We start from the raw sequence: 24,936 nt of genomic DNA on the forward strand, positions 1-24,936 counted from the left end.
TCAGGCGCCGAGCGGCAGCACCAGGGTCTGCCCGAATCGCGGGACGATGAAGTCGTCCCCGGCCAGCCCGGCCGAGGAGCACGCCTCGGCCAGGGCGCGGGCGGGCTCGTCGATGCCCTCCTGGGTGAGCTTGAAGGTCCCGAAATGCATGGCCACGGCGGTTCGGGTCCGGGTTTCCGCGCGCGCCCGCACCGCCTCCTCAGGGTTCATGTGGACGGCGCGCATGAACCAGTTCGGCTCATAGGCGCCGATGGGGATCAGCCCGACGCCGAATGGCCCGGCCTCCGTCCCGATCTCGTGGAGGTGCCCGCCGTAAGCGGTGTCGCCGGCGAAGAGAAGCGATCCCTCCGCCACCCGCACGGCGAATCCGCCCCAGAGGGACCGGCCACGATCGCCGATGGCCCGCGCGGAGAAGTGGCGCGCCGGCAGGTAGGTGACGGTAGCCCGGCCGATGGAGGTCTCGCCCCACCAGTCCAGCTCCGCCGCCGCCGGCAGGCGGTTGCGGGTGAGGATGCGGGAGTTGCCCAGCCCCGTGATGACCCGCGGTGCCTTCAGCGCCCGCAGCGTCGGGACGTCCAGGTGGTCGTAGTGGTTGTGGGAGAGAAGCACCGCGTCCAGCGGCGGCAGCGCGTCCAGACTAAGGCCCGGGGCTCGGGCCCGGCGCGGCCCGGCGAAGGAGAAGGGGCTGCACCGCTCGGACCAGATCGGGTCGGTCAGCAGCGTCGGGCCGCCGTGCAGGCGGATAAGAAAGGTCGCGTGGCCGATGAAGGTGACGGCGGCATGGCCGGGCGGGGGCTCCGCGGGCGGGTCCTCGGCCGGGTCCGTGACCTGCCGGGGCCAGGGCGTGCCCGCCCCCTCCCGCATCATCCGCCACACCTCGCGAAGCGGGTTGCCCGCCGTGCTGCCGTCCGGGTTCAGGAACCGCCCGTCCGGCCCCCGCCGGGCGCCCTGCCGCATCAGGCGTCCACCTTCACGCCCAACTCCCCGGCCATGTCCAGCGCGAACTGCCAGGCGACGCGGCCGGAACGGGAACCGCGGGTGATCGTCCACTCCTTCGCCCGCGCCAGCAGGGCATCGCGCTCGATCGGCAGGCCCAGTGCCTTCGCGTAACCCTCCACCATGGCGAAATAGGTGGGCTGGTCGCAGTTGTGGAAGCCGATCCACAGCCCGAAGCGGTCGGAGAGGGATACCTTCTCCTCCACTGCCTCGCTGGCGTGGATGGCTCGCTGCTGCTCGTTCTCGATCATGTCCCGCGGCATCAGGTGCCGGCGGTTCGAGGTGGCGTAGAAGATGACGTTCTGCGGGCGGCCGGCGATGCCGCCATCCAGCACGGACTTCAGCGCCTTGTAGTCGGCGTCCTCCCGCTCGAAGGAGAGGTCGTCGCAGAAGACGAGCGTGCGGCGGGGGCTGTCCCGCAGGATTTCCAGCAACTCGGGCAGGGTGACGATGTCCTCCCGCGCGATCTCGATCAGCGCCAGGCTGCCCGGCCGCTCGGCATTCGCCCGGGCATGGGCCGCCTTCACCAGCGAGGACTTGCCCATGCCCCGCGCGCCCCAGAGCATGGCATTGTTAGCCGGAAGGCCGCGGGCGAAGCGCAGCGTGTTCTCCAGCAGCAGCGCCTTCTGCGCCTCCACCCCCTGGAGAAGCGCGATGTCCACCGCCGCGACGCGCCGCACGGGCGAGAGGCGCGGCGTGGGACCGGGGTGCCAGATGAAGGCATCGGCCCCGTCCAGCCGCGGCGGGGCGGGCGGGGGCGGCGCCAGGCGCTCCAGCGCCTCGGCAATTCGGGTCAGAAGGGCGGTTTCCATGATCGTTTCCCGGAACGCGGCCCCGCGCGCTTGACGCGGGGGGGTGGGCAGCTAGTTTCCGCCCCTCTTCGCACCCCCTCACACCGGACGGAAGCCCAGCCCTATGTTCATTTCCCCGGCCTACGCCCAGGACGCGGCCGCAGGCGGCGCGGCCGGCATGATCATGCAGTTCGCGCCGCTGATCCTGATCTTCATCGTCTTCTACTTCATCCTGATCCGCCCCCAGCAGAAGAAGATGAAGGAACACCGGGACATGCTCGGCCAGCTCAAGCGCGGTGACCGGGTGGTGACGGGCGGCGGGATGGTGGCGACCATCACGAAGGTGAAGGAGGGCTCGGACGAGATCGAGGCCGAGATCGCCCCGAACGTGCGCGTGACCATCGTTCGCACCACGATCGGCAGCGTGATCCGCCCGACCCCGGCGAACGACACGGCGGGCACCAAGGCCTGAGCCGGAGGCCCGCTTCGGCGGGCGCCGGATGCGCGAAGGGCGCCGCGGGTCTCCCCGCGGCGCCCTTCCTCGTTTCAGCGCCTATGGATCGGGCGGAAATCGATCAGGCAGACTGGCCGGACTGCATGCCCTTGCCGAGCAGGGAGGCGACGTACTCCCAGTTCACCAGCTTATCGAGGAAGTTGGACAGGTAGTCCGGGCGGCGGTTGCGGAAGTCCAGGTAGTAGGAGTGCTCCCACACGTCCACGCCGAGGAGCGGCGTGCCCTCGCCGGTGGAGATGGGGTTCGCGCCGTTCGGGGTCTTGGTGATCTTCAGCTTGCCGGAGGCGTCCTCGATCAGCCAGGCCCAGCCGGAGCCGAACTGGCCCACGCCGGCGGCCTTGAAGTCATCCTTGAACTTCTGCAACCCACCGAGATCGCTCTCGATCCGGGACTTCAGCGCGTCCGGGATCTTGTCGTCGCCGCCATTGGGGGACATGCACTGCCAGAACAGCAGGTGGTTCCAGTGCTGGCCGGCCTGGTTCAGCACGGGCAGGGAGTCCGCGCCGCCCTTGCCGGCCTCGGCCACGATCTGCTCCAGGGTCTTGCCCGAGAGGCCCTTGCTCTCCACCAGACCGTTGAGGGCGGTGACATAGGCCTGGTGGTGCTTGCCGTGGTGCAGCTCCAGCGTCTCCTGCTGCATGCCACGGGCGGCGAGGGCGTTCACGTCATAGGGCAGGGGGGGCAGGCTGAAGGCCATGTGACATCTCCTTGCGGGTGATTCGGCGCGCAATGTCGCGCCGATAGGCGCCCCGGCCAAGGGCGGGGCGCCTCAATCCGGCGCGAGAGCCGCTGGACAGGAGGCCGGGGCCGGGCCAAGGGGGCGCGGCATGGCCGAAACGCCCGACCCAACATCCCTCGCCGAATTCGCTCGCCGGCACGATCCGGACCGCTTCCTCTGCGCCCTTTTTGCGCCCGCCGGGTCGAGGGAGGCGATCTTCACCCTCATCGCCTTCAACCACGAGTTGGCGCGCGCGCGGGAGGCGGCGCGGGAGCCCATGATGGTGCTGATCCGCCTGCAGTGGTGGCGGGACGCGGTGGAGGAAGCGGTGGCGGGCAAGCCCGCGCGCCGGCACGAGGTGGCCGGGCCGCTCTCCCGCGCGATCGGCGCCGGGAGCCTTGATCCCGCGGCGCTCCTCGCCCTGATTGAGGCGCGGGAGGCGGATGAGACCGGGGAGGAAGCGGTGCCGCTGCTGGAACGGCTACGCGGCACGGCCGGCGGCCTGGCCGCGGCGACTGGCCGGCTGCTCGGCGCCCCCGATACCTCATCGGAGGGGCTTCGGCAGATTGGCACGGCCTACGGAGTGGCGGGCACGCTCCGCAGCCTCCCGGCCCTGGCCGCGCAGGGGCGGGACCCGCTGCCCGAGGGCGAGGACCCGGTCCGGGCCGGGCAGGCGCTGGCGCGGAAGGGACTGGAAGTTCTGGAATCCGGCCGGAAGCTCCTGGCCAGCCTGCCCTCCCGCGCCGTCGCTGCCGCGCTGCCGGGCGTGCTGGCGCGGCGGGACCTTCAGCGGGTCCTGCGGCCGGATTGGCAGCCCGGCGCACCCGCGGCCCCGCGCGGGGCCGGGGACCGGCTGGCCGTGACCTGGGCGGGGCTGCGCGGCCGGGCCTGACCGGGAATCAGGCCCGCTTGCGCTTCTTTACCGGGGGTGCCGCCTCACGGGCCGTGAGGAGGGGAGCCAGGAACCGGCCCGTATGGCTCTCCGGGCTGGCGGCCACTTCCTCCGGCGTGCCCTCAGCCACCACGCGCCCGCCGCCATCGCCGCCCTCCGGGCCCATGTCCAGGATCCAGTCAGCGGTCTTGATGACCTCCAGGTTGTGCTCGATCACCAGCACCGTGTTGCCCTGGTTCACCAGCGCGTGCAGCACCTCCAGCAGCTTGCGTACATCCTCGAAGTGCAGGCCGGTGGTCGGCTCGTCGAGGATGTAGAGGGTGCGGCCGGTGGCGCGGCGGGCCAGCTCCTTCGCCAGCTTGATGCGCTGCGCCTCGCCGCCCGAAAGAGTGGTGGCTTGCTGGCCCAGGTGGATGTAGCCCAGCCCCACCTCGCTCAGCACCTTCAGCTTGTCCCGGATGGCGGGCACGGCGGAGAAGAACTCCAGTCCCTCATCCACCGTCATCTCCAGCACGTCAGAGATGGACTTGCCGCGGAACTTCACCTCCAGCGTCTCGCGGTTGTAGCGCTTGCCCTTGCAGGTGTCGCAGGTGACGTACACGTCCGGCAGGAAGTGCATCTCGATCTTGATCAGGCCGTCGCCCTGGCAGGCCTCGCAGCGGCCGCCCTTCACGTTGAAGGAGAAGCGGCCGGCCTTGTAGCCGCGCGCCCGGGAGTCGGGCAGTTCCGCGAACCAGTCCCGGATGGGGGCGAAGAGGCCGGTATAGGTCGCGGGGTTGGAGCGCGGGGTACGGCCGATCGGCGACTGGTCGATGTCGATGATCTTGTCCAGCAGCTCCAGCCCCTCGATCCGCTCGTGCGGGGAGGGGACGGTGCCCGCGCCCATCAGGCGCCGGGCGGCGGCCTTGTAGAGGGTCTCGATCACCAGGGTCGACTTGCCGCCGCCGGAGACGCCGGTGACGCAGGTGAAGGTGCCCAGGGGCAGGCTCGCCGTGACGGACTTCAGGTTGTTGCCCGTGGCGCCCACGACCTTCAGCTGCCGCTTGGGGTCGAGGGGACGCCGCTGCGCCGGCACGGGCACGCTGCGCCGGCCGGAGAGGTAGGCACCGGTCACGCTGTCGGGGTTGGCGATCACCTCCTCGGGCGTGCCCTGGGCGATGATGCGTCCACCCCCGGCGCCGGCCGCGGGGCCGATGTCCACGAGGTAGTCGGCGGCGCGGATTGCGTCCTCGTCGTGCTCCACTACCAGCACGGTGTTGCCGATGTCTCGCAGGCGCCGGAGCGTGACGAGAAGGCGCTCGTTGTCCCGCTGGTGGAGGCCGATGGAGGGCTCGTCCAGCACGTAGAGAACGCCCGTCAGGCCGGAACCGATCTGGGAGGCCAGGCGGATGCGCTGGCTCTCGCCGCCCGAGAGGCTGGCGGAGCCGCGGGCGAGGGACAGGTAGTCCAGTCCCACGTCCACAAGGAAGCGCAGCCGGTCGTTGATCTCCCGCAGGATGCGTCGGGCGATCTCCTGCCGCTGCGGGGTGAGCTGGTCATAGACCTCCGCGAACCACTCCATGGCCTTGCGAATGGAGAGGTCGCTGGCCTGGGCAATGTTCAGGTCGGCCACCCGGACAGCCAGCGCCTCAGGCTTCAGCCGGGCGCCCTGGCAGACATGGCACGGACGCTCGGACTGGTAGCGCTGAAGGTCCTCCCGGACCCAGGGGTTATCCGTCTCGCGCAGGCGGCGTTCGAGGTTCGGGATCACCCCCTCGAAGGCCTTCTTCACCTCGTAGGCGCGCAGCCCGTCCTTGTACTTCAGGGTCACGACGTCCGAGGTGCCGTGCAGGATGGCCTGCCGCACCGCCTTGGGCAGGTCGGCCCAGGGCGTGCTGGTGGCGACCTTGAAGTGCCGCGCCAGGCTTTCCAGCGTCTGGTCGTAATAGGGCGAGGAGGAGCCACCCGCCCAAGCGGCCACGGCGCCATCCGCGATGCTCTTGGCGTCGTCCGGCACCACCAGGGCGGGGTCGAAGAAGCTCTCCACCCCCAGCCCGTCGCATTCCGGGCAGGCGCCCTGGGGCGAGTTGAAGGAGAAGAGGCGGGGCTCGATCTCCTCGATCGTGAAACCGCACTCCGGGCAGGCGAAACGGGAGGAGAAGACGGTCCGCGCCCCGTCATCCGCCCCTTCCAGGTAGATCACGCCGTCGGAGAGGCCGAGCGCCGTCTCGAAGCTGTCGGCCAGGCGCTGCTGGGCGCCTTCCCGCACCACCACGCGGTCCACCACCGCCTCGATATCGTGCTTCAGCTTCTTGTTGAGGGCGGGCACCTCCTCGATCCGGTAGAGGGTGCCGTTCACCTTCACCCGCTCGAAGCCCCGGCGCTGAAGTTCGGCCAGTTCCTTCTTCCACTCGCCCTTCTTGCCGCGGGCGATGGGGGCCAGGACGAGCAGCCGGGTCCCCTCCGGCATGGCCAGGGTCCGGTCCACCATCTGGGAGACGGTCTGCGCCTCGATCGGCAGGCCGGTGGCCGGGGAATAGGGGATGCCCGCCCGCGCCCAGAGCAGGCGCATGTAGTCGGCGATCTCCGTGACCGTGCCGACGGTGGAGCGGGGGTTGTGGGAAGTGGTCTTCTGCTCGATCGAGATGGCCGGGGAGAGGCCCTCGATGCTGTCCACGTCCGGCTTCTGCTGCAGCTCCAGGAACTGCCGGGCATAGGCGGAGAGGCTCTCCACGTACCGCCGCTGGCCCTCCGCGTAGATGGTATCGAAGGCGAGGGACGACTTCCCGGAGCCGGACAGGCCGGTGATGACCGTCAGCGTCCCCTTGGGGATGTCCAGGTCGATGTTCTTGAGGTTGTGCTGGCGGGCCCCGCGGATGCGGATATGGCCGCCGCTGCCGATCTCGAGCCCGCCCCGGTTGGCGAGGCGTCCGGTGGTCTCGGGAAGGCTGTCAGGCACGGGCGATCCGACCCTTTTGTTCGCATTGTGTTCAGGGGTGTTTGCCACCATATAATGGCGGCGGGAAGAGGTCGCCGGGGGGCGCCTCGTCCCTTCCCCCCGGGGGGTGGCCTTGCCGCCTCCCGGGGGGTAGCTTCCGCGACCCGCCTAGGTTTCCCTGAAAGGGATTCGTGGGCGGGCGGCAGCGATTCGCGGTCCCCGGCCCCGAATGGGGCGGTGCCGCTTGAAACAGGTTGTGAACGGTTCTGGCCGGGAGCCCCCGGCCGGGCAGGGATGTGGGTGGCATGGCCGGCGTCAACAAGGTGATCATCCTCGGCACGCTGGGGCGCGACCCCGAGGTGCGGAACTTTCAGAACGGCGGCCGGGTGGTGAACCTGCGCCTGGCGACCAGCGAGCGCTACAAGGACCGCGAGGGAAACCAGCAGGAGCGCACCGAGTGGCACTCGGTCGCCATCTTCAACGAGAAGCTGGGCGAGATAGCCGAGCGCTACCTGAAGAAGGGCAACCAGGTCTATATCGAGGGTGCGCTGGAGACTCGGAAGTGGACCGACCAGCAGGGCCAGGAGAAGTACACCACCGAGATCGTGCTGCGGCAGTTCCGGGGCGAGCTGACCCTCATCGGCGGCCGCGGCCAGGGCGGTGGCGGCGGTGAGGAGGGTGGCTTCAGCGGCGGCTCTTCGGGCGGCGGTGGCTACGGCGAGCGCGGCGGGTCCAGCGGTGGCGGCTATGGCGGCCGCTCCTCCTCCGGCGGTGGTGCCAGCAAGCCCCGCAGCGGCGGCGGCTCCGGTGGCGGCGGCTGGGATGCGCCGAAGGCCGACCTGGACGACGATATCCCGTTCTGATGGCCGCGCTGATCGCGGCAGGCTCTTGATGGCCGTTCCGGCCGGATTGGAAGGCAATAAGTGAGCGAGACGGAAGGCGGACCGCCGGACGAGCGGCCCTTCGACGAGACGCAGCCCGTTACCCTCGAGGAGGAGATGCGGCGCAGCTACCTCGATTACGCGATGAGCGTGATCGTGGCGCGCGCCCTTCCGGACGCGCGGGACGGGTTGAAGCCGGTGCACCGGCGCATCCTGTTCTCCATGAACGAGAACGGGTTCACGGCGGACAAGCCCTACAAGAAGTCGGCCCGCGTGGTCGGCGACGTGATGGGTAAGTACCACCCGCACGGCGACAGCGCGATCTACGACGCCATGGTCCGCATGGCGCAGCCCTTCTCCATGCGCGTCCCGCTCATCGACGGCCAGGGCAATTACGGCTCCATGGACGGCGACCCGCCGGCGGCCATGCGTTACACCGAGGCACGGCTGGCGAAGTCGGCCACGGCGCTGCTGGCCGGCATCGACGAGGACACCGTCGACTTCTCGCCCAACTACGACGAGAGCGCGGAGGAGCCGAAGGTTCTTCCCGCCGCCTACCCGAACCTTCTGGTCAACGGCTCAAACGGCATCGCCGTGGGCATGGCGACGAACATCCCGACCCACAACCCGGGCGAGGTGATCGACGCGACGCTGGCGATGATCGCCAACCCCGACGTCACGCTCGAGGAGCTGATGGGGATCATGCCCGGCCCGGACTTCCCGACGGGCGGCCTCATCCTCGGCCGCGCGGGCATCAAGGCCGCCTTCGAGACGGGGCGCGGCTCCATCCCCGTGCGTGCGCGCTGCGAGATCGAGGAGATGCGCGGCGGCCGGCAGGCCATCATCGTCTCCGAGGTGCCGTACCAGGTGAACAAGGCGACGCTGATCGAGCGCATCGCCGAGCTGGCCCGCGCCAAGCAGGTGGAGGGCATCTCCGACCTGCGGGACGAGAGCGACCGCGACGGCATGCGGATCGTTATCGAGGTGAAGAAGGATGCGACGGCCGAGGTGGTGCTGAACCAGCTCTACCGCTTCACGAACCTCCAGACCTCCTTCGCCGTGAACTTCCTGGCGCTGGACGACGGCACGCCGCGCCAGATGGGCCTGCGTGACGCGCTGCAGGTCTTCATCCGCTTCCGCGAGGAGGTGATCACCCGCCGCAGCCGCTTCCGGCTGAACAAGGCGCGGGACCGCGGCCACATCCTGATCGGCCTCGCCATCGCGGTGGCGAACATCGACGAGGTGATCCGCATTATCCGCGCCAGCGCGGACGCCGCCGAGGCGCGCGCGGCCCTGATGGCGAAGGCCTGGCCGGCCGGCGACATCGGCGCGCTGCTGGCGCTGGTGGATGATGCCGGCAACATCGTGCAGGACGACACCGTCCACCTGACCGAGGCGCAGGCGCGCGGCATCCTGGAGCTGACGCTCCGCCGCCTGACCGGGTTGGAGCGCGAGAAGATCCAGCAGGAGCTGGACGAGATCGCCGCCCAGATCCGCGAGCTGCTGGAGATCCTCTCCTCCCGCCCGCGCCGCCTGGAGCTGATGGCCCAGGAGCTTGCGGAGGTGCGCGCCCAGATCGCCGTGCCGCGCATGACGCAGATCGTGGACGGGCTGGCCGAGCAGGACGACGAGAGCCTGATCGAGCCGGGGCTGATGGTCGTCACCCTGACCCGCGACGGCTACGTGAAGCGCACGCCGCTGGAGACTTTCCGCGCCCAGAACCGGGGTGGCCGGGGCCGCAGCGCGGCGGGCACGCGGGAGGACGATGTCGTCATCCGCAGCTTTAACGCGCATACGCACCAGCACGTCCTGTTCTTCACCAGCCGAGGCATGGCCTTCCGTGAGAAGGTCTGGCGCTTGCCGGAGGCCGGGCCGACGGCTCGCGGCCGCTCGCTCCGCCAGCTTCTCCAGTTGCAGGATGGCGAGACGGTCACGGCCGTGCTGCCCCTGCCGCAGGATGAGGGCCTGTGGGAGAACCTGCACCTCGTTTTTGCGACGGTGTCGGGCAATGTCCGGCGCAACAAGCTGTCGGACTTCCGCAATGTCCGCGCCGCCGGCCTGATCGCGATGAAGCTGGACGAGGGCGACAGCCTGGTGGGCGTGCAGACCTGCCGGGAGGGCGACGACATCCTGCTGGCCACCCGCCTGGGTCGTGCCATCCGCTTCACGGCGGAAGAAGGCGTGCTGCGCGTCTTTGCGGGGCGTGATTCCACGGGCGTGCGCGGCATCCGCTTGGTGGGCAAGGATGATGCGGTTATCGCGCTCTCGGTCCTGCGCAACGTACCGGCTACGCCGGGCGAGCGCGCCGCCTACCTGAAGCTCGCCGCCGCCCGGCGCCGGGCCCAGGGCGAGGCCACGGCGGAGGAGGCGGCAGAGGCGACTGCGGCAGCCGACGCCACGGCCGAGGAGGGGGCGGAACCCGCCGAGGAAGTCGCGCTGACGGACGAGCGGGCCCAGGAGTTGACGGAGGCGGAGGAGATTCTCTTCGTCGTTACCGACACCGGCTTCGGCAAACGCAGCTCCGCCTACGAGTACCGCCGATCCGGCCGGGGCGGGCAGGGGATCGCGAGTATCCCGCTGGGCCGCAACAAGGGCCACGCGGTGGTGGCGACCTTCCCCGTGCGTCCGGGCGACGACGTGATGCTGGTGACCGATAATGGCCGCCTGATCCGCATGCCGTCCGACCAGGTGCGCGTGATGGGCCGGCCGGCCGCCGGCGTCACCCTCTTCCGCCTGGACAAGGGGGAGGCGGTGACCTCCTGCTTCGTCGTGGTGGATGACGGTTCGGCGCCGGAGGCCAGCGCGGCAGAGCCCGACGCCCCCGATGCCTGATCGGGTCGGCGTCTATCCCGGCACCTTCGACCCGGTCACGAACGGCCATCTGGACGTGATCGGGCGGGCGGCCCGGCTGGTTGACCGGCTGGTGATCGGGGTGGCCCGCAGCGCCGGCAAGGGCCCGCTCTTCCCGCTGGAGGAGCGGCTGGAGCTGGTGTTGGCGGAGACCCAGGCCATCGCCCGGGAAACCGGCACCGTCATCCAGGCCGTGCCTTTCGAGGGGCTGTTGGTGACCCTGGCGCGGGATGTGGGCGCGAATGTGATCATTCGCGGCCTCCGCTCGGTAGCGGATTTCGACTACGAGGCGCCGATGGCCGGGATGAATCGCCGCCTCGACCCTGGGGTCGAGACGGTGTTCCTCATGGCCGGGGAGTCCACCCAATTCATCGCCTCGCGCCTCGTGCGGGAGATCGCGGTGCTGGGAGGAGACATTTCCGGCTTCGTGCCCCAATTGACGCGGGAGCGCACGCTCCGGCGCCTGGGCCGGAGCGGCTGACGGCCTGGCGCCGAGCCGGGCAGGGTTGAAGGAGAAAGCGGATGGGGCGACGGAACATCCTGGCGGTGGGTATTGCCGCCGGAGCCCTGGGAGTGCCCGCCCTGGCAACGCCCGCCCTGGCGCAGGCGGACCGCGAGAACACGCTCTACCTGGACCTGAAGGACGGCCGGGTTGTCATCGAGTTGCGGCCGGATCTGGCGCCCAAGCACGTGGAGCGCATCAAGGCCCTCGCGCGGCAGGGGTTCTACGACAACACGCCCTTCCATCGGGTGATTGAGGGCTTCATGGCCCAGGGTGGCGACCCGACCGGCACCGGCACGGGCGGTAGCCCGATGCCGGACCTCGCCGCCGAGTTCTCGCCCCCGGCCAAGGCGCGGTTCCTGCGCGGCGTCTGCGGCATGGCCCGCTCGCAGAGCCCGAACAGCGCGAACAGCCAGTTCTTCATCATGTTCGCCCCCAACCCGGGCCTCGATGGCCAGTACACCATCTGGGGCCGCGTGGTTTCCGGCATGGAGAACGTGGACAAGATCAAGCGCGGCACGGGCAGCAACGGTATGGTCCAGAACCCCGACCGCATCGTCCGCATGCGGGTCGCCGCCGACGTGCCAGCCTGAGCACCGGCTCTAGAGCCACGACCGGCGGCCCTGCGCCGCCGCTCCGAACGAACGGGAAGCTGAAATGAGTGATGAAACGACCCCGGCGGCCCCGGCCGCCGAAGCCGACGCGAACACCCTGGTGCTGGAGCTGAAGGACGGCACGGTGACCATCCAGCTCCTCCCGGAGCTGGCCCCGAAGCACTGCGAGCGCATCAAGGCCCTCGCGGCGGAGGGCTTCTACGACAACACGCCTTTCCACCGGGTGATCGAGGGCTTCATGGCCCAGGGCGGCGACCCGACCGGCACCGGCACCGGCGGCAGCCAGATGCCCGATCTGCCCGCGGAGTTCTCTCCCCCGGCCAAGGCCCGCTTCCAGCGCGGCACCTGCGGCATGGCCCGCACCCAGAACCCGAACAGCGCGAACAGCCAGTTCTTCATTATGTTCGGGCCGTACCCGAGCCTGGATGGCCAGTACACGATCTGGGGCCGCGTGATCTCCGGCATGGAGCACGTGGACAAGATCAAGCGCGGCGCGGGTGGCAGCGGCATGGTCCAGAATCCCGACCGCATCGTGAAGATGCGTCCGGCGGGTGCGGCCTGACCTTCCCGCTTGACGTCCGGTGCCCGGCCTTCCAAAGGTCGGGCACCGGACGCGGAACGCGCCTGTAGCTCAGTCGGTAGAGCACGAGACTTTTAATCTTGGGGTCCTGGGTTCGAGCCCCAGCGGGCGCACCACGTTTTTCCCGGGCTCTCTGCAGGTCCCGGATCTTGCCTAGGCCTGTCGGCCGAAATCGTCACTGGCCCGCGCAGGGCTGGAGGCCCACCGCCTCTCGGCTGCCGCTTTAGCCCGAAGCCCCGCCGGCGTCGTGCAGTAGGCGCGCATTGTCCGCGCGCCATCCGCCTGGTTGTCGTCGTTGAATCCGAAGGTCATTTCGCCACCTTCCGCCCAGCCGGCGAGAACGGCCGCTTCCAGATCAGCGAGGATCGGCTCGTCCGGGACAGGATCCATGCCCGGCCGATGCGTGAACCAGAGCTCCCGCCATTCCCCGTAAGGCGGCAACCAGCCGAGAACCTTTCGGGGATCGGGATCAGGGGCAGCGAGGATGTCGTCCATCACGGGCGATCCTGGGCGGGGGCAGTCATGGTGTCAGCGTGGCAAGGCTGGCGGCCTATGCCCAGCCTCCACGGCCTGAGCAAGGGTTTCGTTCTTCTCCAGGGTCGCGACAGGGCCGATGCCTCTTCATTCGGGTTGATCGGCCCGCGCTTTGGCAGTGCACTCCGAGGTCTCGCGCAGTTCCCGGGGTCTGTCCCTGGGATGGACCGATAGGAGGAGGAAGAATGTTCCGCATCCTCGCCATGAGTGCCCTCGCAGCCATGCTGGCTGGGTGCGTTGCCGAACCACCGCCTCCGCCGGTGGGCGTGGCATACGTTGCTCCGGCCTACGCCATCCCCGCACCGGGCTACGGCTGGCGCTACCATCCGAGATATGGCTGGGGCTGGTGGCACGCGCGCTACGGTTGGCACCGGGGCTGGCGCTGAAGGGCTCACCGGCCGGATGGTGGCGGGGGCAGCCGTCCGGCCGGCCGAGCCGGCGGCGAGATTGTGGACCGTCTGCCGGACGATAGCCGTTCCATTTCCAACAATGGAACGGCGGCCGGAGGACTTGTAGGCAGCAAGGGCGCCCAGGGCGTCCTGATGCAGCAGAGAACCGCGGTCGAAGCAGGCCCTGGCCTCGGTAAGCGCGAGAGGGCCTCGTCCCCGGCAGTGACGATCCGCTGCCCTGCCGGTTACGTTTCATTCGATATTTTCCAGCATTCTGGCCGCATGCAGATAAGGCCAGAGCAGGCGGTCGCGCCGAGCCCAGTGGACGATACCCGCCCGGCGACCTTCCTGGAGCGCGGCGTGGTGGTGCCCTTCACCACCCCGATGCTGCTCGGCAGCCGGGTGCGGCCCGGCGCGCGGAGAGGGTTGGAGATCGCGGTCCCGAGCCCGGCGGGCATCCGCGGCTTCTACGTGCTGCCGTTGCGGGAGCTCTCGGACATCTGCACGCCGACGCTGCACGACCGTCTCCTACTGGATCTGATCGAGCGCGCCCCGGCCGTGACGCCCGACGCCATCACGGAAGCGACGCGCCAGGTGGCGCAGGACGGCTTCGCCGGGCAGGAGGCCGCCATGGCGGCAACCGGGGCGCACAAGGCCCGGGCGGGCCAGAGGTTGGTCACGAACTACCGCCTGCTCCTGCTGCTCATCCGGCAGACGGAATGGCCCGGCGAGCACGCGCTTCCGCCGGAGCGGGACGCACCTCTCAATGTTCAGCGCCGCGCGGAGCGCGCCGTGGCCCGGTTGGCCCAGGCGGCAGGGCTGTCCCCCCCGGCCGTGGTCACGGCGATGGAGGGTCTGACGGAGGCGTACATGGCCGTGGGGTTCCGCGGCGACCCAACGCGCGCGCGGTACCAGGGGGAACTCCTCGCGCTTGAGGAGATGGCGGGGGAGGTCGCGCGCTGGGGCGAACTGGCGGTGGATCCGCAGCAATCCGGCTGCGCCTCGCTCATTGCCCGCTCCGCGCGCCTGACGGTCGAGGCCGGGCAGATCCTGGTCGAGCGGGCCCTCGCGGCCGCGGAGGACTTCCGCGCACTGGTCCTGCGCTGGACCGCGGACGCGGAGGGCGTGCTGCGCGAGACCTCGCGCCTGGCCTGGCTTCTCGACGGCTGGTCCGTGATGACCGGGCTCTGGCGCTGCGCCGACCGGCTGGGGCGACCTGCGGCGATCGGCGAGATGGCGATGATGGTGCCAAGCATGCCCCGGGAGGTCACTCGCTGGACGGGCGAGGCGACCGGCGAGGCCTCTGACGAGCCGCACAGCGTGACCCACAGCATGAGGAGCCGCTTCGTGATCCGCATGACGGACTGGCGCACCGGCCGGCTGCTGGAGCTGATGGAGCGGAACGAGCAGATCGTGAGGGAATGCGTATGATCGCCTGTGCTCCGCCCGCACTCGCCGAGCTCAGACTTCTGAGCGGTGCCCTCGCCGATGCCACGCGGGAGCAGCTGGCACGGGTGGTCTCACTCATCGATGAGCTGCCGGACCGCAGCGGCGCGGATCGACTGCTGGACCGGGCGCGGCCGCGCCTGCGGGAGCTGAACCTGCCGCGCCCACTCGGCCTCACCCGGCTGCTTTTCATGCCGCTCGATCCCTGGATTGTTCGCCCCGCGGAGTGGCAGCCCGGCGGGCCGGCCGTGCCGCGCTCGGCACTCCAGCCGCTCTCCGCCGCCGTGCAGGCCGGGTTGGGGCTGGAAGCGGCACGCATCGAGGCCGGCTGCACCGGCGCGACCGCCGAGGATCTGGACAAGGTCTTCTCCTTGGGCCGCGATCTCTGGCCGGCGGCGGCCCAGGCCCTGCCCGAGAGCACGCCGACCGGGTGGGAAGCCGCTGGGCTGCCGGGGCGGGAGTACCCGGCCCTGCGCGATCGCTGCGCCGCCGCCTGGCGCCATGCCGTGGCGAGCTGGCCCGCCCTTCAGGCGGCGCCCTACGGGCCGCCGGAGCATCTGGCCCGCCAGGCGCTGGAAGGCGCTGCGGCCGAGGGCGGCGCGGCACTGGATACCGTGCTGAGGATCCTCGTGGCGCGCGCCTCGCGCCCCGCCAGCCTCGCCACCCTGGCCGTTCGCCTCTCGCCGCCCGGTTCGGCACAGGCAGCCCGGGCCGCGCAGGGGGCGGTGGACGAGTACCTGTCCCGGCGGGAGGTGGAGAGGCCGTCCTCAGCGGACAGGCGCGGGCAGGCGCGCCGCGCGGCCGAGGACGCCCTTGCGGTCTGCGTCCTCGCGGAGGATTTCGAGGCGTCCGGCCTGCTCGGCGTGCCGGCCCGGCGAGAGCGGCTGCAGGCCATTCGCCGCGCGGCCGACGAGACCTGCCGCGACAGCTTCGCCGCCCTCCTCTCCGGGGAACTGCTGGGCCAGCTCTCCGCCATGCGCGGCGCGGCCGTGGCCGAGACCCGGGCCGCGGTTCCGGCCCTGGAGGGAACGGCGCGGCTGCTGCGGCGGATCGAGAGCGGCGGAAGGCGCCTGGGCGGCGCCGAGGCCTATGATGCCGCCCTGCAGTCGGCGGCGGCGGAGGTGGCGCGCAACGGGGAAGGCGCCGGGCTCTCCCCCGTGGAGCGCCTCCGGCTGGTCGAGATGCTCGCCGGGCCGGAGGTGGCGCTTCGGCTGGTGGGGTGGCCCTGAGGCTTGCCCAGCCCCTGGTGAACCCATCAGTTCCCGCCGAGCATTCCGGCGAGGCCGCGCGCTGCGGTGAGGAACGCCACCACGGCGAGGGTGAGAAGCGAGATCCGACGATGCGCCCCGCCGAGCCGCCGGAACATCGCCGCGCCGATCCGGGAGCCGCCCAGCATCAGCGGGGTGCCGGCCAGGATCAGCAGCGCCTCCGCCCGGCCGATCGCGCCGATGGCGAGAAGGCTGGCGGTGGAGAGAAGCGCGGAGAAGAGGAAGAAGACCAGCAGCGAGGCGCGCACCTGCACGGGCGTCATCGGCAGGGCGAGGTAGTAGGCGACTGCCGGCGGGCCGGGCATGGCGGCCAGGCCGTTGAAGAGGCCGGAGAGTGCCCCGGCCGCGACGGTGGTGCCGCGCCCGGGCATGCTGCGGAAGCCGTGGCCGCTGCCCAGCGCCAGCACGGCGATGCCGCAGGCCCCCGCGAGTACCAGCCGGGCCGCGTCCGCCGGCAGCCAGGCCAGCATCAGCGTACCCAGCGGCGAGGCCAGGACGGAGCCCGCGGCGAGTTGGCGCACCGAAGGCCAGTGGCACTCGCGCGCCGCGGAGCGGAAATCCAGCAGCCCTCCCAGGAGTTGCAGCCCCGCCGCCAGTGCCACGGCGAGGATGGGCGGCAGGGCGAGGCTCATCAGCGGCACCGCGATGATGGCGAAGCCGAACCCCGTGAAGCCCCGGAAAACTGCGCAGAGGGCAACGATGAGCGTGATGATCGCCAGGGCGCCGGGGGAAGGAAGGCCGGAGAGAAGGTATTCGGGCATCAGCCCGGCGCTACGCCCATCGGGCGGCGCCGGGAAGGGGGCCTCGTCCGTCCTCTTCGTCCTCCCCCTTCCGGCTGTCGCTCGCGCGGGCTAAGCCGCCGCCGTGCCGGCCCAACCCCTCCCTGCCGAAATCACGATCGTCGTGCCCTGCTACAACGAGGCGGCGAACGTCGCCCCGATGGTGGAGCGGCTCGGCGCGGCCCTGTCCGGTATCGCCTGGGAGGTCGTCTTCGTGGACGACGACAGCCCGGATGGCACCGCCGCCCAGGTGCGAAAGTTGGCCGCTATGGACCCGCGCGTACGGGGTATCCGGCGCATCGGGCGGCGCGGCCTCGCCTCGGCCGTGACGGAGGGGGTCCTCTCCTCCTCCGCCGCCCACGTGGCCGTGATCGACGGCGACCTTCAGCACGATGAGACGATCCTGCCGGCCATGCTGGCCGCCGTGCGCGACGGCGGCGCGGATGTCGCGGTGGGCAGCCGCCACACGGAGGGCGGCGAGGCGGGCGGCGGCTTCTCCACGGGCCGCGCGCGGGTGAGCGATGCCGGCACGCGGCTGGCGGCCCTGCTGCTGCCTACCCCGGTCAGCGATCCAATGAGCGGCTTCTTCCTGATGCCGCGCCCACTCTTCGAGACGATCGCGCCGCGCCTTTCCGCCCGCGGCTTCAAGATCCTGCTGGATGTCCTGCTCTCGGCCGGGCGGCCGCTACGGGTATCGGAGGTGCCCTATCACTTCCGGCCGCGGGTCGCGGGAGAATCGAAGCTCGACGCTACCGTGCTGCTAGAGTTCGTGGGGCTGCTCATGGACAAGGCGCTGGGCGGCTGGCTGCCCTGGCGCTTCATCTCCTTCGCCGCGGTCGGTGCGGTGGGCCTCCTGGTGCATCTGGCCGTGCTGTTCCTCGCTTCCCGCGTCTCGGGGCTGGAGTTCGAGGGGGCCCAGTGGATCGCCACCTTTGCCGCGATGACGGCGAACTTCCTGCTGAACAACCGCATCACTTACCGGGATCTGCGGCTGCGCGGGCCGCGGCTGGTGCGGGGCCTCGTGCTGTTCTACGCGGTCTGTGGCATCGGGGCGGTGGCCAATGTCGGCATCGCCGGGCTGCTGGTGAATGAGAGGCTGGCCGGCTGGGGCTTGGCCGGGGCGGCGGGGGCCCTGCTGACCGTGGTTTGGAATTACGCCGTCTCCTCCACCCTGATCTGGCGCGGGCGGTGAACCCCTGGCTTATCGGCCTGCTGGCCCTCACGGCGCTGCGCCTGGCGGCGGCCGCCCTGCTGCCTGTCGCGCCGGACGAGGCCTATTACTGGATCTGGGGCCGGAACTTGCAGCCCGGCTACCTGGACCACCCGCCCATGGTGGGGCTGTGGATCGCGGCCGGGACGGGGCTGCTGGGGGACAACCCGCTCGGCATCAGGCTGCTGGGGCCGCTCGGCCTCGCACTGGCCTCGGTCGCCGTCGCCCGCGCGGGCGACGCGCTGTTCCCGCAGAGCCGCCCGGGGAAGTCGGCCGCGTTGCTGCTGAACGCGATGCCGCTGACGAATGCGGGCGCGGTGCTGATGACGCCGGACACGCCGCTCGTCGTCTTCTGGTGCCTCGCCCTCTGGGCCGCGGCGCGGCTGCACGCCACCGGCGATGGCCGGTACTGGCTCGCAGTCGGGGGCTTCGCGGGCTGCGCGCTGCTGTCCAAGTACACGGCCGCGCTGTTCGGGGCCGGGCTGCTGCTCTGGCTGGTCGCGGATCCCTCCGCGCGGCGCTGGTGGCGCGGCGCGTGGCTCTACCTGGGCGGAGTGGCCGCCGTGCTGCTTTTTCTCCCGGTTGTGGCGTGGAACGCGTCTCACGGCTGGGCTTCCTTCGCGAAGCAGGGCGGCCGCGCCGGAGCGGGCACAGAATTCGGACTGCGTTACGTGTGGGAACTGCTGGGTGGCCAGCTCGCCCTGGCCTCTCCGGTCCTCTTCGTGATCTGCGCCCTGGGCATCGGAGTCGGGGTGGCGGACTGGGCGCGGCGGCGCAGCGGGGGTGTCGGCTTGCTCCTCGGGCTGATGCTGCCGGCAGCGCTGGTCTTCCTCTGGCAGGCAACGGGGAGTCGGGTTCAGGGCAACTGGCCGGCGGTGCTCTATCCTGCGGCCTGCATCGCGGCGGCGGCATTCGCGGCGCCCAGGTGGCAGAGGATCGGAGCCTGGATCGGGGGCGGAATGACGCTCGCCATTCTCCTCCAGGCGGCGTTCTCGCCCATTCCCCTGCCGCGTTCCGCCGATCCCACCCTGGCCAGGCTGGCGGGCTGGCCGGAACTGGCGCGCGAGGTGGAAGCGGCGCGGGCCGCGGCCGGCGCCGACTTCGTCGCGGCGGAGGAGTATGGGCTGGCGGCGGAACTGGCCCTGCACCTGCCCCGGGAGGTGCCGGTGGTTGCGATCAGCGATCGCTGGGATCTCTTCACCCTTCCCGAGCCGCCCCCGGGCCGGACGGGGCTGATGCTGCGGAGCCTTCGGCGAGGCGAGGGCGCTCCGCTCTGGCCCGGGGCGGTGCGGGTGGGCGAGGTATTGCGCGGGCGGGACGGCGTGGAGGCTGAGCGCTACCGTCTGTTCCAGGTGGAGACGCCCCCGGGGCGTGAGCCGTCCGCCCTGCTGCCGCGGCCGCGCTAGACAGGACATCACCCCGTCCGTGGGAGATCCCGCCGCCGGGCGGATCTGCCAGCCGGGCGATTTCGGGTGGGAGACAGGACACGGCGTGATCTCTGACGCGGCGAGGCGTCTACCTGGCCAGAACGAGCACCGGCCGGCTGTTCACCTGGGCAGACGGGCTGCAAAACTCCGGTCGGGCGGCCCCACCGGTTAGCAGAAGGGCCGTGTCGGAGAGGATTGTTCCATGCATCGCCGTACCCTGCTCAAGGCTGCCCTGTCGGCTCCCGCTATCGCCACCCCTGTCCTGGCGCAGTCGCCGGGATGGGTCGCGGACCGGCCGATCAGCCTTGTCGTGCCCTTCCTGGCAGGGGGCTCCGCCGACATCGCCGCGCGCGTGCTGGCGGAGCGCATGGGGCCGCGGCTCGGCCCTGGGGCGCGGGTGATCGTGGAGAACCGAGCCGGGGCCGGCGGGGCGGTCGGCGGGGAGTGGGTGCGCCAGCGCCCGGCGGACGGCTTCACCCTGCTGCTCGCCACTGCCTCCTCGCACGGCACCAACCCCGCCGCGCTGCCTTCCCAGACTCCCTACGATCCGGTGGCGGACTTCACCCCGATTGCGGCGGTTGGCGGCGGGCCCTTGGTCGTGGTTGTGCCTGGTGCCTCTCCCTGGCGGAACATCCAGGCGATGGTCGAGGCCGTGCGGGCGAAGCCCGGGGAGTACTCCTGGGCCACGTCCGGCGTCGGCGGGGTCGGCCACCTGACCGGTGAGTTCCTGAAGATCTCCGCCGGCGGGCTCAAGGCCGAGCATGTGCCGTACCGTGGCGGCTCCGCGGTGATGGAGGCGCTCGCGAAGGGCGAGGTGGCCTACTCGCTGGAGGTGCTGGCCTCCTCCGCCCCACACCTGCGGGATGGCTACTCGCGCGGGCTGGCAGTGACCTCGAAGGCGCGCCATCCCCTTTTCCCTGATATCCCGACCCTCGACGAGACGGTGGCGCCGGGCTTCGAGGTGACGACCTGGAACGTGCTCCTGGCACCGCGCGGCCTTCCCGCGCCCGCGCTGGCGGCCCTGAACGCGGCGGTGAACGGGGCGCTCGCGGAACCCTCGGTGCAGGAGCGCCTCGTGGCTGCGGGGGTCGATCCATCGCGCCCCACCACGCCGGAGCAGACGCGGGAGTTCCTGGTTTCCGAGCTGGCGAAGTTTCGGGGCATCGTGCAGCAGGCCGGGCTGCGGCTGGCCGGGTAGGGCGGGCTTGAATCGCGCGCGCGGGACCCGAGTTGTGGAGGACCGTGCCTGGAGGCCAGCATGTTGATCCGCATCCGTCGTGGCTGGGAACTGCCCGAGAGCGCTGCCACGCCAGAGGCCCTGGTGATGGGCCGGCGCGCCGCGCTGGGCGCGGGCGCAGCCCTGGCCGGGGCCGCCCTGGCGCCGGGCGGGGCCATGGCTCAGGCGGCGGCGATGCGGAACACCCGCTTCCAGCCCGGGCGCGATATGACGCCGGAAAAGGACGTGTCGAACTACAACAACTACTATGAGTTCGGCACCTCGAAGAGCGTCGCCTCAGCCGCGCAGCGGCTGAAGGTGAGCCCCTGGTCCATTCGATTCGACGGGCTGGTGGGGACCCCCCGCGAGATCGGCCTGGAGGACCTACTGAAGCAGGTTAGGCTGGAGGAGCGGGTCTATCGCTTCCGCTGCGTGGAGGCCTGGGCGATGACGGTGCCCTGGACGGGCTTCCCCATGTCGGAGCTGGTGCGCCTTGCCGGGCCGAAGCCCGAGGCGAAGTACGTGGTGTTCGAGACGGCAGCCCAGCGCGACACCATGCCCGGGCTGCGGCAGGGCTGGTATCCCTGGCCCTATTCCGACGGCTTCACGATGGAGGAGGCCCGCAACGAGCTGGCCTTCATCGCCACCGGCATGTACGGGAAGCCCCTTCCGCCGCAGAACGGCGCGCCGATCCGCGCGATCACGCCCTGGAAGTACGGGTTCAAGGCGCCGAAATCGATCGTCCGCGTGACCTTCCAGGCGGAGCGGCCGGTCGGGTACTGGGAGAAGCTGCAGTCCAGCGAGTACGGCTTCTGGGCCAACGTGAACCCGGAGGTGGCGCATCCCCGCTGGAGCCAGGCGAGCGAGCGCCTGCTGGGCAGCAACGAGCGCGTGCCGACGAAGCTGTTCAACGGGTACGGCGAATTCGTCGCCGACTTGTACAGGAATCTGCAGGGCGAACGGCTCTACGCCTAAGAGCGGGCGGCCAAGGTCCCTAGGGGCGGGACAGGCGTGGCCTGGCCTCCGCGATGACGCGCAGCGTCTCGTCCCAGAGGTCCAGCTCGTCCAGCTCGGCCGGCGAGAAGAAGCGCACCTCCGTCGCGTCGTCTCCCGGCACGGGCTCGCCGGAGATCCAGCGGCCGGCGTAGTCGATGATAGTGTAGTGGAAGCGGATCAGCCCCATCTCGTCGCGCTGAACGATGTCCACGCAGGCGACAAGGGAGAGGGGGCCAACCTCGATCCCCGTCTCCTCCCGCAGCTCGCGCCGCGCGCAGTCCTCGGCCGTCTCGCCCAGGTCCTGTGCGCCGCCGGGCACAGTCCACTCGCCCTGGCGCGGCGGGCGGGCGCGGCGGACCAGCAGCACGTCCTCACCGCGGAAGGCGAGGCAGCCAATGCCGATCCACGGGCGGTCCGGATATTCCCGCGTGCTCACCCCTCGCGCTTCTTCAGCGTGTCGAGGCTCGGCGCGAAGGCCGGCAGCTTCCAGGCCCCGACCTGATAGGCCCAGCCGCGCCAGTGCTCGTTCAGCCGGGCAGCCTCCTCGTCCCCACTGGCGGAGAGGATGAGCCAGACATTGCCGTTCTCCTGGCGTAGCCGCGCCGTGACGGAAAGATTGTCGGTCAGGGTAAAGCGGCCCTCGCCGGCGGCATCGCCGGGCGCCTCGGCCTCGGGCCGGACGTCGATGAGGCCCAGCCCCTCGAGCGCGCGGCCCACCTCGTCGAGCGAGACCTCGTCCGCGGGCGGGGCATCGGCCGGGAGGGTGATGCGCAGGCGGCCGTCCGGGCCTTCCGTCCGCTGCAGCTCGACCGTCTTGCCGTCGCGGGTGCCGGAGACGCGCAGGACGCGCTCCTCCGGAATGTTCGCGATCTCGCGCGCGATCCAGAGCTGCGGGTCAGCATCCACGGGCAGGCGGCCCTCGGCCAGCCAGGACTGGTTCTCGCTGGGGCGGCGGACATAGGCCGTCTCGCCTGCCGCGCCACCACCACCGGCGGTCCGCACCCGGCGATGGCCGACCACCAGCTCGGCCAGGGGAGTGCCCGTGCCGTCCAGCACGCGGAGAAGAAGGGCGCTGGAGCTAGGACCGGGCTCGTTCAGGCCAAGGCGGGCAAGGGCCTCGGGGTCGGCCGTTCGGGGCTCGGCGAACCGCAGTTCCGTGAGGGCGACGAGAAGGGCGCGGACGCGGTCGGCCCGCGCAGGGTAGCCCGATTTCTGCGGCAGCACCCAAACGTCCCCGGGGCCGCGCTGGAGGGTGAGGCTCTGCCCCCCCTGCCGGACCTCGATCCGCTGGGCGGCCGCCAGCCGGCCGGGCAGGGCGGGGAAGGCGAGGGGCGCCTCGGCCGGGGTTGGCGTCTCCTCCGGCCCGGCGAGGAGGGCGGCGGCGCCGGCGGCCACGACCGCGGCGCCGCCGAGGGCGAGAAGGTGGCGTCGGTTCAGCGGCATGGCGTCACCCACGCGCCTCCGCCCGGCGCCGGGCGCGGATAACGGCGAGGCCGATGGCGAAGAGGGTGAGCAGCGCGGGGACCAGGGCGATGTTGAGGATGCGGAGCCAGGTTTCCAGCCCCTCGATCCCCTGGCGAAGCTCCCGCTGAACGCCGCGCAGCTGCTGCCGGGTGTTCAGGATCTCCGTGCGGGCGGCATCGATCTCCGCGCGCTGCTCCGGGGTGATCACAGTGGCGCCGGCCGTACCCCCGGCCGCGTTGGCGCTGCCGGGGCCCTGGCGAAGCTCGCGCAGCCGGCGCTCGGTGGCCTGCAGGCGCTCGGTCAGGCCGCGCTCCGTCTGGCGGTAGCGGGCATCGGCCTCCGCCCGCATGGATTCCACCAGGGTGAAGGGGCGCAGGCTCTCGCCGCGGGAGCGGAGGGAGATGAGGCTGTCGCCGCCGGCAAGGGTATCGGCGAGGTTCGTCACCAGGGCGCCGTTGTCGGCCGTGGGGGTGGCGACCTGCTGGCCGAAGAAATCCTGCACGCGGACCCAGAAGCGGTCCTCCAGGATGTCCGTGTCGTTGCCGACCACGAGGTTCGCGGGGCCGTTGGTCTGCGCGGCGTGGGCCGGCAGGCCAGGGGCGCGCTGTACGCCCTCCGGCAGGGCGGGCGGGCCTTCCGGGAAGGCAGTGCGGAGGGTGCCGCGCACGCGCGCGAGGAGGATGTGGCGCTGCCCGTCCGGCTTGAACTCGGAAAGGATGCGGGCCGGGTCGGGGGCCTGCCGGACCCGCGCGGCGTCCACGATCTGCGACTGCGGGGAGGTGGTCAGGAGGGGCGTCAGCTCCACCGACGCACCCTCGCGCTTCCGCACCTCGCCGGCGCTGGCGAAGGTCACGCCGTTCAGCTCGGCGCTGGCCACGTCCGCGCGGTCCATGCTGTCGCCCTGGGCGGTGAACCAGGCGATGTAGTCCACGGAGCTGACCCGGTCCGTCGGTGCGGCGCGGACGCGCCAGGCGCCGCGCTGGTCCAGCACCACCTTGTCCGACGGCGCCTCGATGCCCCAGGCGTTGAAAAGGCGGTCGAGGTTGGAGGCGGTGGAGCCCATCGGCCGGCCGGTGGGATCGGGGCGGGCGGCTTGGCTCTCGCTGTGCGGGTCCGTCAGGGCCAGCAGCTTGCCGCCGCGCATGACGAACTGGTCGATCGCGTAGAGGGCCGTGACCGGCAGGTCCTGGGCATGGGCGACCATCAGGACCTGCACGTCCGAGGGGATCGACTGCGCGTCGGGCGCCACATCCTTCACGGTGAAGAACTGGCGGAGCTGCGTCATCACCTGGAAAGGCTGCCCGGCGCCGGGGACGCGCATCATCATCGCCCGCGGATCGCCGTTCAGCGGCAGGGAGGAGATGACGCCGAGGACGGGACGGGTGGGGTTCGACAGCTCGTGGACCAGGCGGGTGAGGTCGTACTCGAGGAAGCGCTCGCGATCCGGCTGGAAGAAGGGGATGCTGCGCTCGTCGTCCAGCAGGTTGGTGCCGGAGAGGCCGAAATAGACCTGCTCGCCCTCGTTATCGAGCGGCGCCGCCTGCAGACCCAGCGCCAGCGCGCGGTCCTCCGTCTCGGAGAAGGGCTCGGGGTCCAGCATCTCCAGCCGGATCTTGCCGCCGGAGAGCGAGGCGTACTCCCGCAGCATCTCATGGACGCGGTCCGAGTAGGCGCCGAAGACGGGCACGGCGGCGCCGAGGCGCCGGGAGTAGAAGAGGCGGAGAGTGATCGGGTCCTTGAGGTTCGCCAGTTCCCGCCGCGTGCCGTCCGACAGGGTGTAGAGGCGCTGCTCCGTCAGGTCGATGCGGGCCGTAGAGAGATAACGGTCCGCCAGCACGTTCACGCCGATGGCCAGCACCGCGGCGGCGGCCAGGGTGCCGAGAGCGATGGCTGTGCCGCGGCCGTGCGGCTTCGGGGCGCCCACGGGGGTGGTGGAGAGGTCGCTCACGGGA

22 protein-coding genes and 1 tRNA gene are annotated in these 24,936 nt (G+C 71.2%); 14 read left to right on the forward strand and 9 right to left on the reverse strand.

Annotated elements, in window-relative coordinates:
* Both NRP21_RS04925 and NRP21_RS04930 read right to left on the reverse strand, forming a co-directional pair.
* Window positions 1-957, reverse strand: coding sequence for an MBL fold metallo-hydrolase (locus NRP21_RS04925; RefSeq protein WP_257715058.1), 957 nt, complete (start codon window positions 955-957; stop codon window positions 1-3).
* Complete coding sequence (locus tag NRP21_RS04930) at window positions 957-1,808, reverse strand: ATP-binding protein (RefSeq protein WP_257715059.1); 852 nt, start codon at window positions 1,806-1,808, stop codon at window positions 957-959. Before NRP21_RS04930 ends, NRP21_RS04925 begins: the two co-directional genes overlap by 1 nt.
* Window positions 1,809-1,911: 103 nt before the next feature.
* Here NRP21_RS04930 and yajC point away from each other — a divergent pair, with 103 nt between their 5' ends.
* Complete coding sequence (gene yajC, locus NRP21_RS04935) at window positions 1,912-2,259, forward strand: preprotein translocase subunit YajC (RefSeq protein WP_257715060.1); 348 nt, start codon at window positions 1,912-1,914, stop codon at window positions 2,257-2,259.
* A gap of 103 nt (window positions 2,260-2,362) precedes the next feature.
* On the opposite strand, the gene NRP21_RS04940 is transcribed toward yajC, so the two are convergent.
* A complete protein-coding gene (locus tag NRP21_RS04940; protein ID WP_257715061.1) occupies window positions 2,363-2,998 on the reverse strand; it encodes a superoxide dismutase in 636 nt (211 codons plus the stop codon).
* Between the two features lie 130 nt (window positions 2,999-3,128).
* Here NRP21_RS04940 and NRP21_RS04945 point away from each other — a divergent pair, with 130 nt between their 5' ends.
* Window positions 3,129-3,911: a phytoene/squalene synthase family protein gene (locus tag NRP21_RS04945; RefSeq protein WP_257715062.1), complete on the forward strand. Its 783-nt coding sequence runs from the start codon at window positions 3,129-3,131 to the stop codon at window positions 3,909-3,911.
* A 7-nt stretch (window positions 3,912-3,918) separates the two neighbouring features.
* On the opposite strand, the gene uvrA is transcribed toward NRP21_RS04945, so the two are convergent.
* Window positions 3,919-6,792, reverse strand: a complete 2,874-nt coding sequence (uvrA, locus tag NRP21_RS04950) for an excinuclease ABC subunit UvrA (RefSeq protein ID WP_257715106.1) — start codon at window positions 6,790-6,792, stop codon at window positions 3,919-3,921.
* A gap of 341 nt (window positions 6,793-7,133) precedes the next feature.
* On the opposite strand from uvrA, the gene ssb reads away from it, so the two are divergent.
* The 6 genes from ssb to NRP21_RS04980 all read left to right on the forward strand — a co-directional run bounded on the left by ssb (window position 7,134) and on the right by NRP21_RS04980 (window position 12,371).
* Window positions 7,134-7,691, forward strand: a complete 558-nt coding sequence (ssb, locus tag NRP21_RS04955) for a single-stranded DNA-binding protein (protein WP_257715063.1) — start codon at window positions 7,134-7,136, stop codon at window positions 7,689-7,691.
* A 60-nt stretch (window positions 7,692-7,751) separates the two neighbouring features.
* Window positions 7,752-10,541 (forward strand): DNA gyrase subunit A, encoded by a 2,790-nt coding sequence (gene gyrA, locus NRP21_RS04960; protein ID WP_257715064.1) that lies wholly within the window; start codon window positions 7,752-7,754, stop codon window positions 10,539-10,541.
* Window positions 10,534-11,040: a pantetheine-phosphate adenylyltransferase gene (gene coaD, locus NRP21_RS04965; RefSeq protein ID WP_257715065.1), complete on the forward strand. Its 507-nt coding sequence runs from the start codon at window positions 10,534-10,536 to the stop codon at window positions 11,038-11,040. The genes gyrA and coaD overlap by 8 nt, the downstream gene beginning before the upstream one ends.
* A gap of 41 nt (window positions 11,041-11,081) precedes the next feature.
* Entirely contained in the window at window positions 11,082-11,654 is a 573-nt protein-coding gene (locus tag NRP21_RS04970; protein ID WP_257715066.1) for a peptidylprolyl isomerase, read from the forward strand.
* Between the two features lie 64 nt (window positions 11,655-11,718).
* Window positions 11,719-12,237, forward strand: a complete 519-nt coding sequence (locus NRP21_RS04975) for a peptidylprolyl isomerase (protein WP_257715067.1) — start codon at window positions 11,719-11,721, stop codon at window positions 12,235-12,237.
* A gap of 58 nt (window positions 12,238-12,295) precedes the next feature.
* A tRNA-Lys gene (locus NRP21_RS04980) sits at window positions 12,296-12,371 on the forward strand.
* A gap of 37 nt (window positions 12,372-12,408) precedes the next feature.
* On the opposite strand, the gene NRP21_RS04985 is transcribed toward NRP21_RS04980, so the two are convergent.
* Entirely contained in the window at window positions 12,409-12,750 is a 342-nt protein-coding gene (locus NRP21_RS04985) for a hypothetical protein (protein ID WP_257715068.1), read from the reverse strand.
* A gap of 749 nt (window positions 12,751-13,499) precedes the next feature.
* Here NRP21_RS04985 and NRP21_RS04990 point away from each other — a divergent pair.
* The gene (locus NRP21_RS04990; RefSeq protein WP_257715069.1) at window positions 13,500-14,609 is read left to right on the forward strand and encodes a hypothetical protein; all 1,110 of its coding nucleotides are present in this window, start codon (window positions 13,500-13,502) and stop codon (window positions 14,607-14,609) included.
* Entirely contained in the window at window positions 14,606-15,853 is a 1,248-nt protein-coding gene (locus tag NRP21_RS04995) for a hypothetical protein (RefSeq protein ID WP_257715070.1), read from the forward strand. The genes NRP21_RS04990 and NRP21_RS04995 overlap by 4 nt, the downstream gene beginning before the upstream one ends.
* 26 nt (window positions 15,854-15,879) lie before the next feature.
* Here the strand turns inward: NRP21_RS04995 and NRP21_RS05000 are convergent, their stop codons facing one another.
* Window positions 15,880-16,653, reverse strand: a complete 774-nt coding sequence (locus NRP21_RS05000) for a sulfite exporter TauE/SafE family protein (protein WP_257715071.1) — start codon at window positions 16,651-16,653, stop codon at window positions 15,880-15,882.
* A 103-nt stretch (window positions 16,654-16,756) separates the two neighbouring features.
* Here NRP21_RS05000 and NRP21_RS05005 point away from each other — a divergent pair, with 103 nt between their 5' ends.
* The 4 genes from NRP21_RS05005 (at window position 16,757) to msrP (ending at window position 21,499) form a co-directional block, all read left to right on the forward strand.
* The gene (locus NRP21_RS05005) at window positions 16,757-17,863 is read left to right on the forward strand and encodes a glycosyltransferase (protein ID WP_257715072.1); all 1,107 of its coding nucleotides are present in this window, start codon (window positions 16,757-16,759) and stop codon (window positions 17,861-17,863) included.
* Window positions 17,860-19,287, forward strand: coding sequence for a glycosyltransferase family 39 protein (locus NRP21_RS05010; RefSeq protein ID WP_257715073.1), 1,428 nt, complete (start codon window positions 17,860-17,862; stop codon window positions 19,285-19,287). The genes NRP21_RS05005 and NRP21_RS05010 overlap by 4 nt, the downstream gene beginning before the upstream one ends.
* Before the next feature lie 223 nt (window positions 19,288-19,510).
* Complete coding sequence (locus NRP21_RS05015; protein ID WP_257715074.1) at window positions 19,511-20,506, forward strand: Bug family tripartite tricarboxylate transporter substrate binding protein; 996 nt, start codon at window positions 19,511-19,513, stop codon at window positions 20,504-20,506.
* A 60-nt stretch (window positions 20,507-20,566) separates the two neighbouring features.
* A complete protein-coding gene (gene msrP, locus NRP21_RS05020; protein ID WP_257715075.1) occupies window positions 20,567-21,499 on the forward strand; it encodes a protein-methionine-sulfoxide reductase catalytic subunit MsrP in 933 nt (310 codons plus the stop codon).
* A 19-nt stretch (window positions 21,500-21,518) separates the two neighbouring features.
* Here msrP and NRP21_RS05025 read toward each other — a convergent pair whose 3' ends face one another.
* The 3 genes from NRP21_RS05025 to NRP21_RS05035 are packed head-to-tail and all read right to left on the reverse strand — an operon-like array spanning window position 21,519 to window position 24,932.
* Window positions 21,519-21,956: an NUDIX hydrolase gene (locus tag NRP21_RS05025; RefSeq protein WP_257715076.1), complete on the reverse strand. Its 438-nt coding sequence runs from the start codon at window positions 21,954-21,956 to the stop codon at window positions 21,519-21,521.
* A complete protein-coding gene (locus NRP21_RS05030) occupies window positions 21,953-22,963 on the reverse strand; it encodes a DUF4340 domain-containing protein (RefSeq protein ID WP_257715077.1) in 1,011 nt (336 codons plus the stop codon). Before NRP21_RS05030 ends, NRP21_RS05025 begins: the two co-directional genes overlap by 4 nt.
* A gap of 4 nt (window positions 22,964-22,967) precedes the next feature.
* Window positions 22,968-24,932, reverse strand: coding sequence for a Gldg family protein (locus NRP21_RS05035; protein WP_257715078.1), 1,965 nt, complete (start codon window positions 24,930-24,932; stop codon window positions 22,968-22,970).
* Window positions 24,933-24,936 lie beyond the last annotated feature (4 nt).

Origin of the sequence: Roseomonas populi, assembly GCF_024594815.1 — a bacterium.
Taxonomy (GTDB): Bacteria; Pseudomonadota; Alphaproteobacteria; order Acetobacterales; family Acetobacteraceae; genus Roseomonas; species Roseomonas populi.

What these genes read in the sequence shown, in the direction of transcription:
- NRP21_RS04925 (WP_257715058.1), bottom strand. Translation starts at nt 957, where the DNA reads ATGCGGCAGGGCGCCCGGCGGGGGCCGGACGGGCGGTTCCTGAACCCG.
- NRP21_RS04995 (WP_257715070.1), top strand. Translation starts at nt 14,606, where the DNA reads ATGATCGCCTGTGCTCCGCCCGCACTCGCCGAGCTCAGACTTCTGAGC.
- NRP21_RS04970 (WP_257715066.1), top strand. Translation starts at nt 11,082, where the DNA reads ATGGGGCGACGGAACATCCTGGCGGTGGGTATTGCCGCCGGAGCCCTG.
- coaD (WP_257715065.1), top strand. Translation starts at nt 10,534, where the DNA reads ATGCCTGATCGGGTCGGCGTCTATCCCGGCACCTTCGACCCGGTCACG.
- NRP21_RS05030 (WP_257715077.1), bottom strand. Translation starts at nt 22,963, where the DNA reads ATGCCGCTGAACCGACGCCACCTTCTCGCCCTCGGCGGCGCCGCGGTC.
- NRP21_RS05015 (WP_257715074.1), top strand. Translation starts at nt 19,511, where the DNA reads ATGCATCGCCGTACCCTGCTCAAGGCTGCCCTGTCGGCTCCCGCTATC.
- yajC (WP_257715060.1), top strand. Translation starts at nt 1,912, where the DNA reads ATGTTCATTTCCCCGGCCTACGCCCAGGACGCGGCCGCAGGCGGCGCG.
- NRP21_RS04985 (WP_257715068.1), bottom strand. Translation starts at nt 12,750, where the DNA reads ATGGACGACATCCTCGCTGCCCCTGATCCCGATCCCCGAAAGGTTCTC.
- NRP21_RS04940 (WP_257715061.1), bottom strand. Translation starts at nt 2,998, where the DNA reads ATGGCCTTCAGCCTGCCCCCCCTGCCCTATGACGTGAACGCCCTCGCC.
- msrP (WP_257715075.1), top strand. Translation starts at nt 20,567, where the DNA reads ATGTTGATCCGCATCCGTCGTGGCTGGGAACTGCCCGAGAGCGCTGCC.
- NRP21_RS04930 (WP_257715059.1), bottom strand. Translation starts at nt 1,808, where the DNA reads ATGGAAACCGCCCTTCTGACCCGAATTGCCGAGGCGCTGGAGCGCCTG.
- ssb (WP_257715063.1), top strand. Translation starts at nt 7,134, where the DNA reads ATGGCCGGCGTCAACAAGGTGATCATCCTCGGCACGCTGGGGCGCGAC.
- NRP21_RS05000 (WP_257715071.1), bottom strand. Translation starts at nt 16,653, where the DNA reads ATGCCCGAATACCTTCTCTCCGGCCTTCCTTCCCCCGGCGCCCTGGCG.
- NRP21_RS04945 (WP_257715062.1), top strand. Translation starts at nt 3,129, where the DNA reads ATGGCCGAAACGCCCGACCCAACATCCCTCGCCGAATTCGCTCGCCGG.
- NRP21_RS04975 (WP_257715067.1), top strand. Translation starts at nt 11,719, where the DNA reads ATGAGTGATGAAACGACCCCGGCGGCCCCGGCCGCCGAAGCCGACGCG.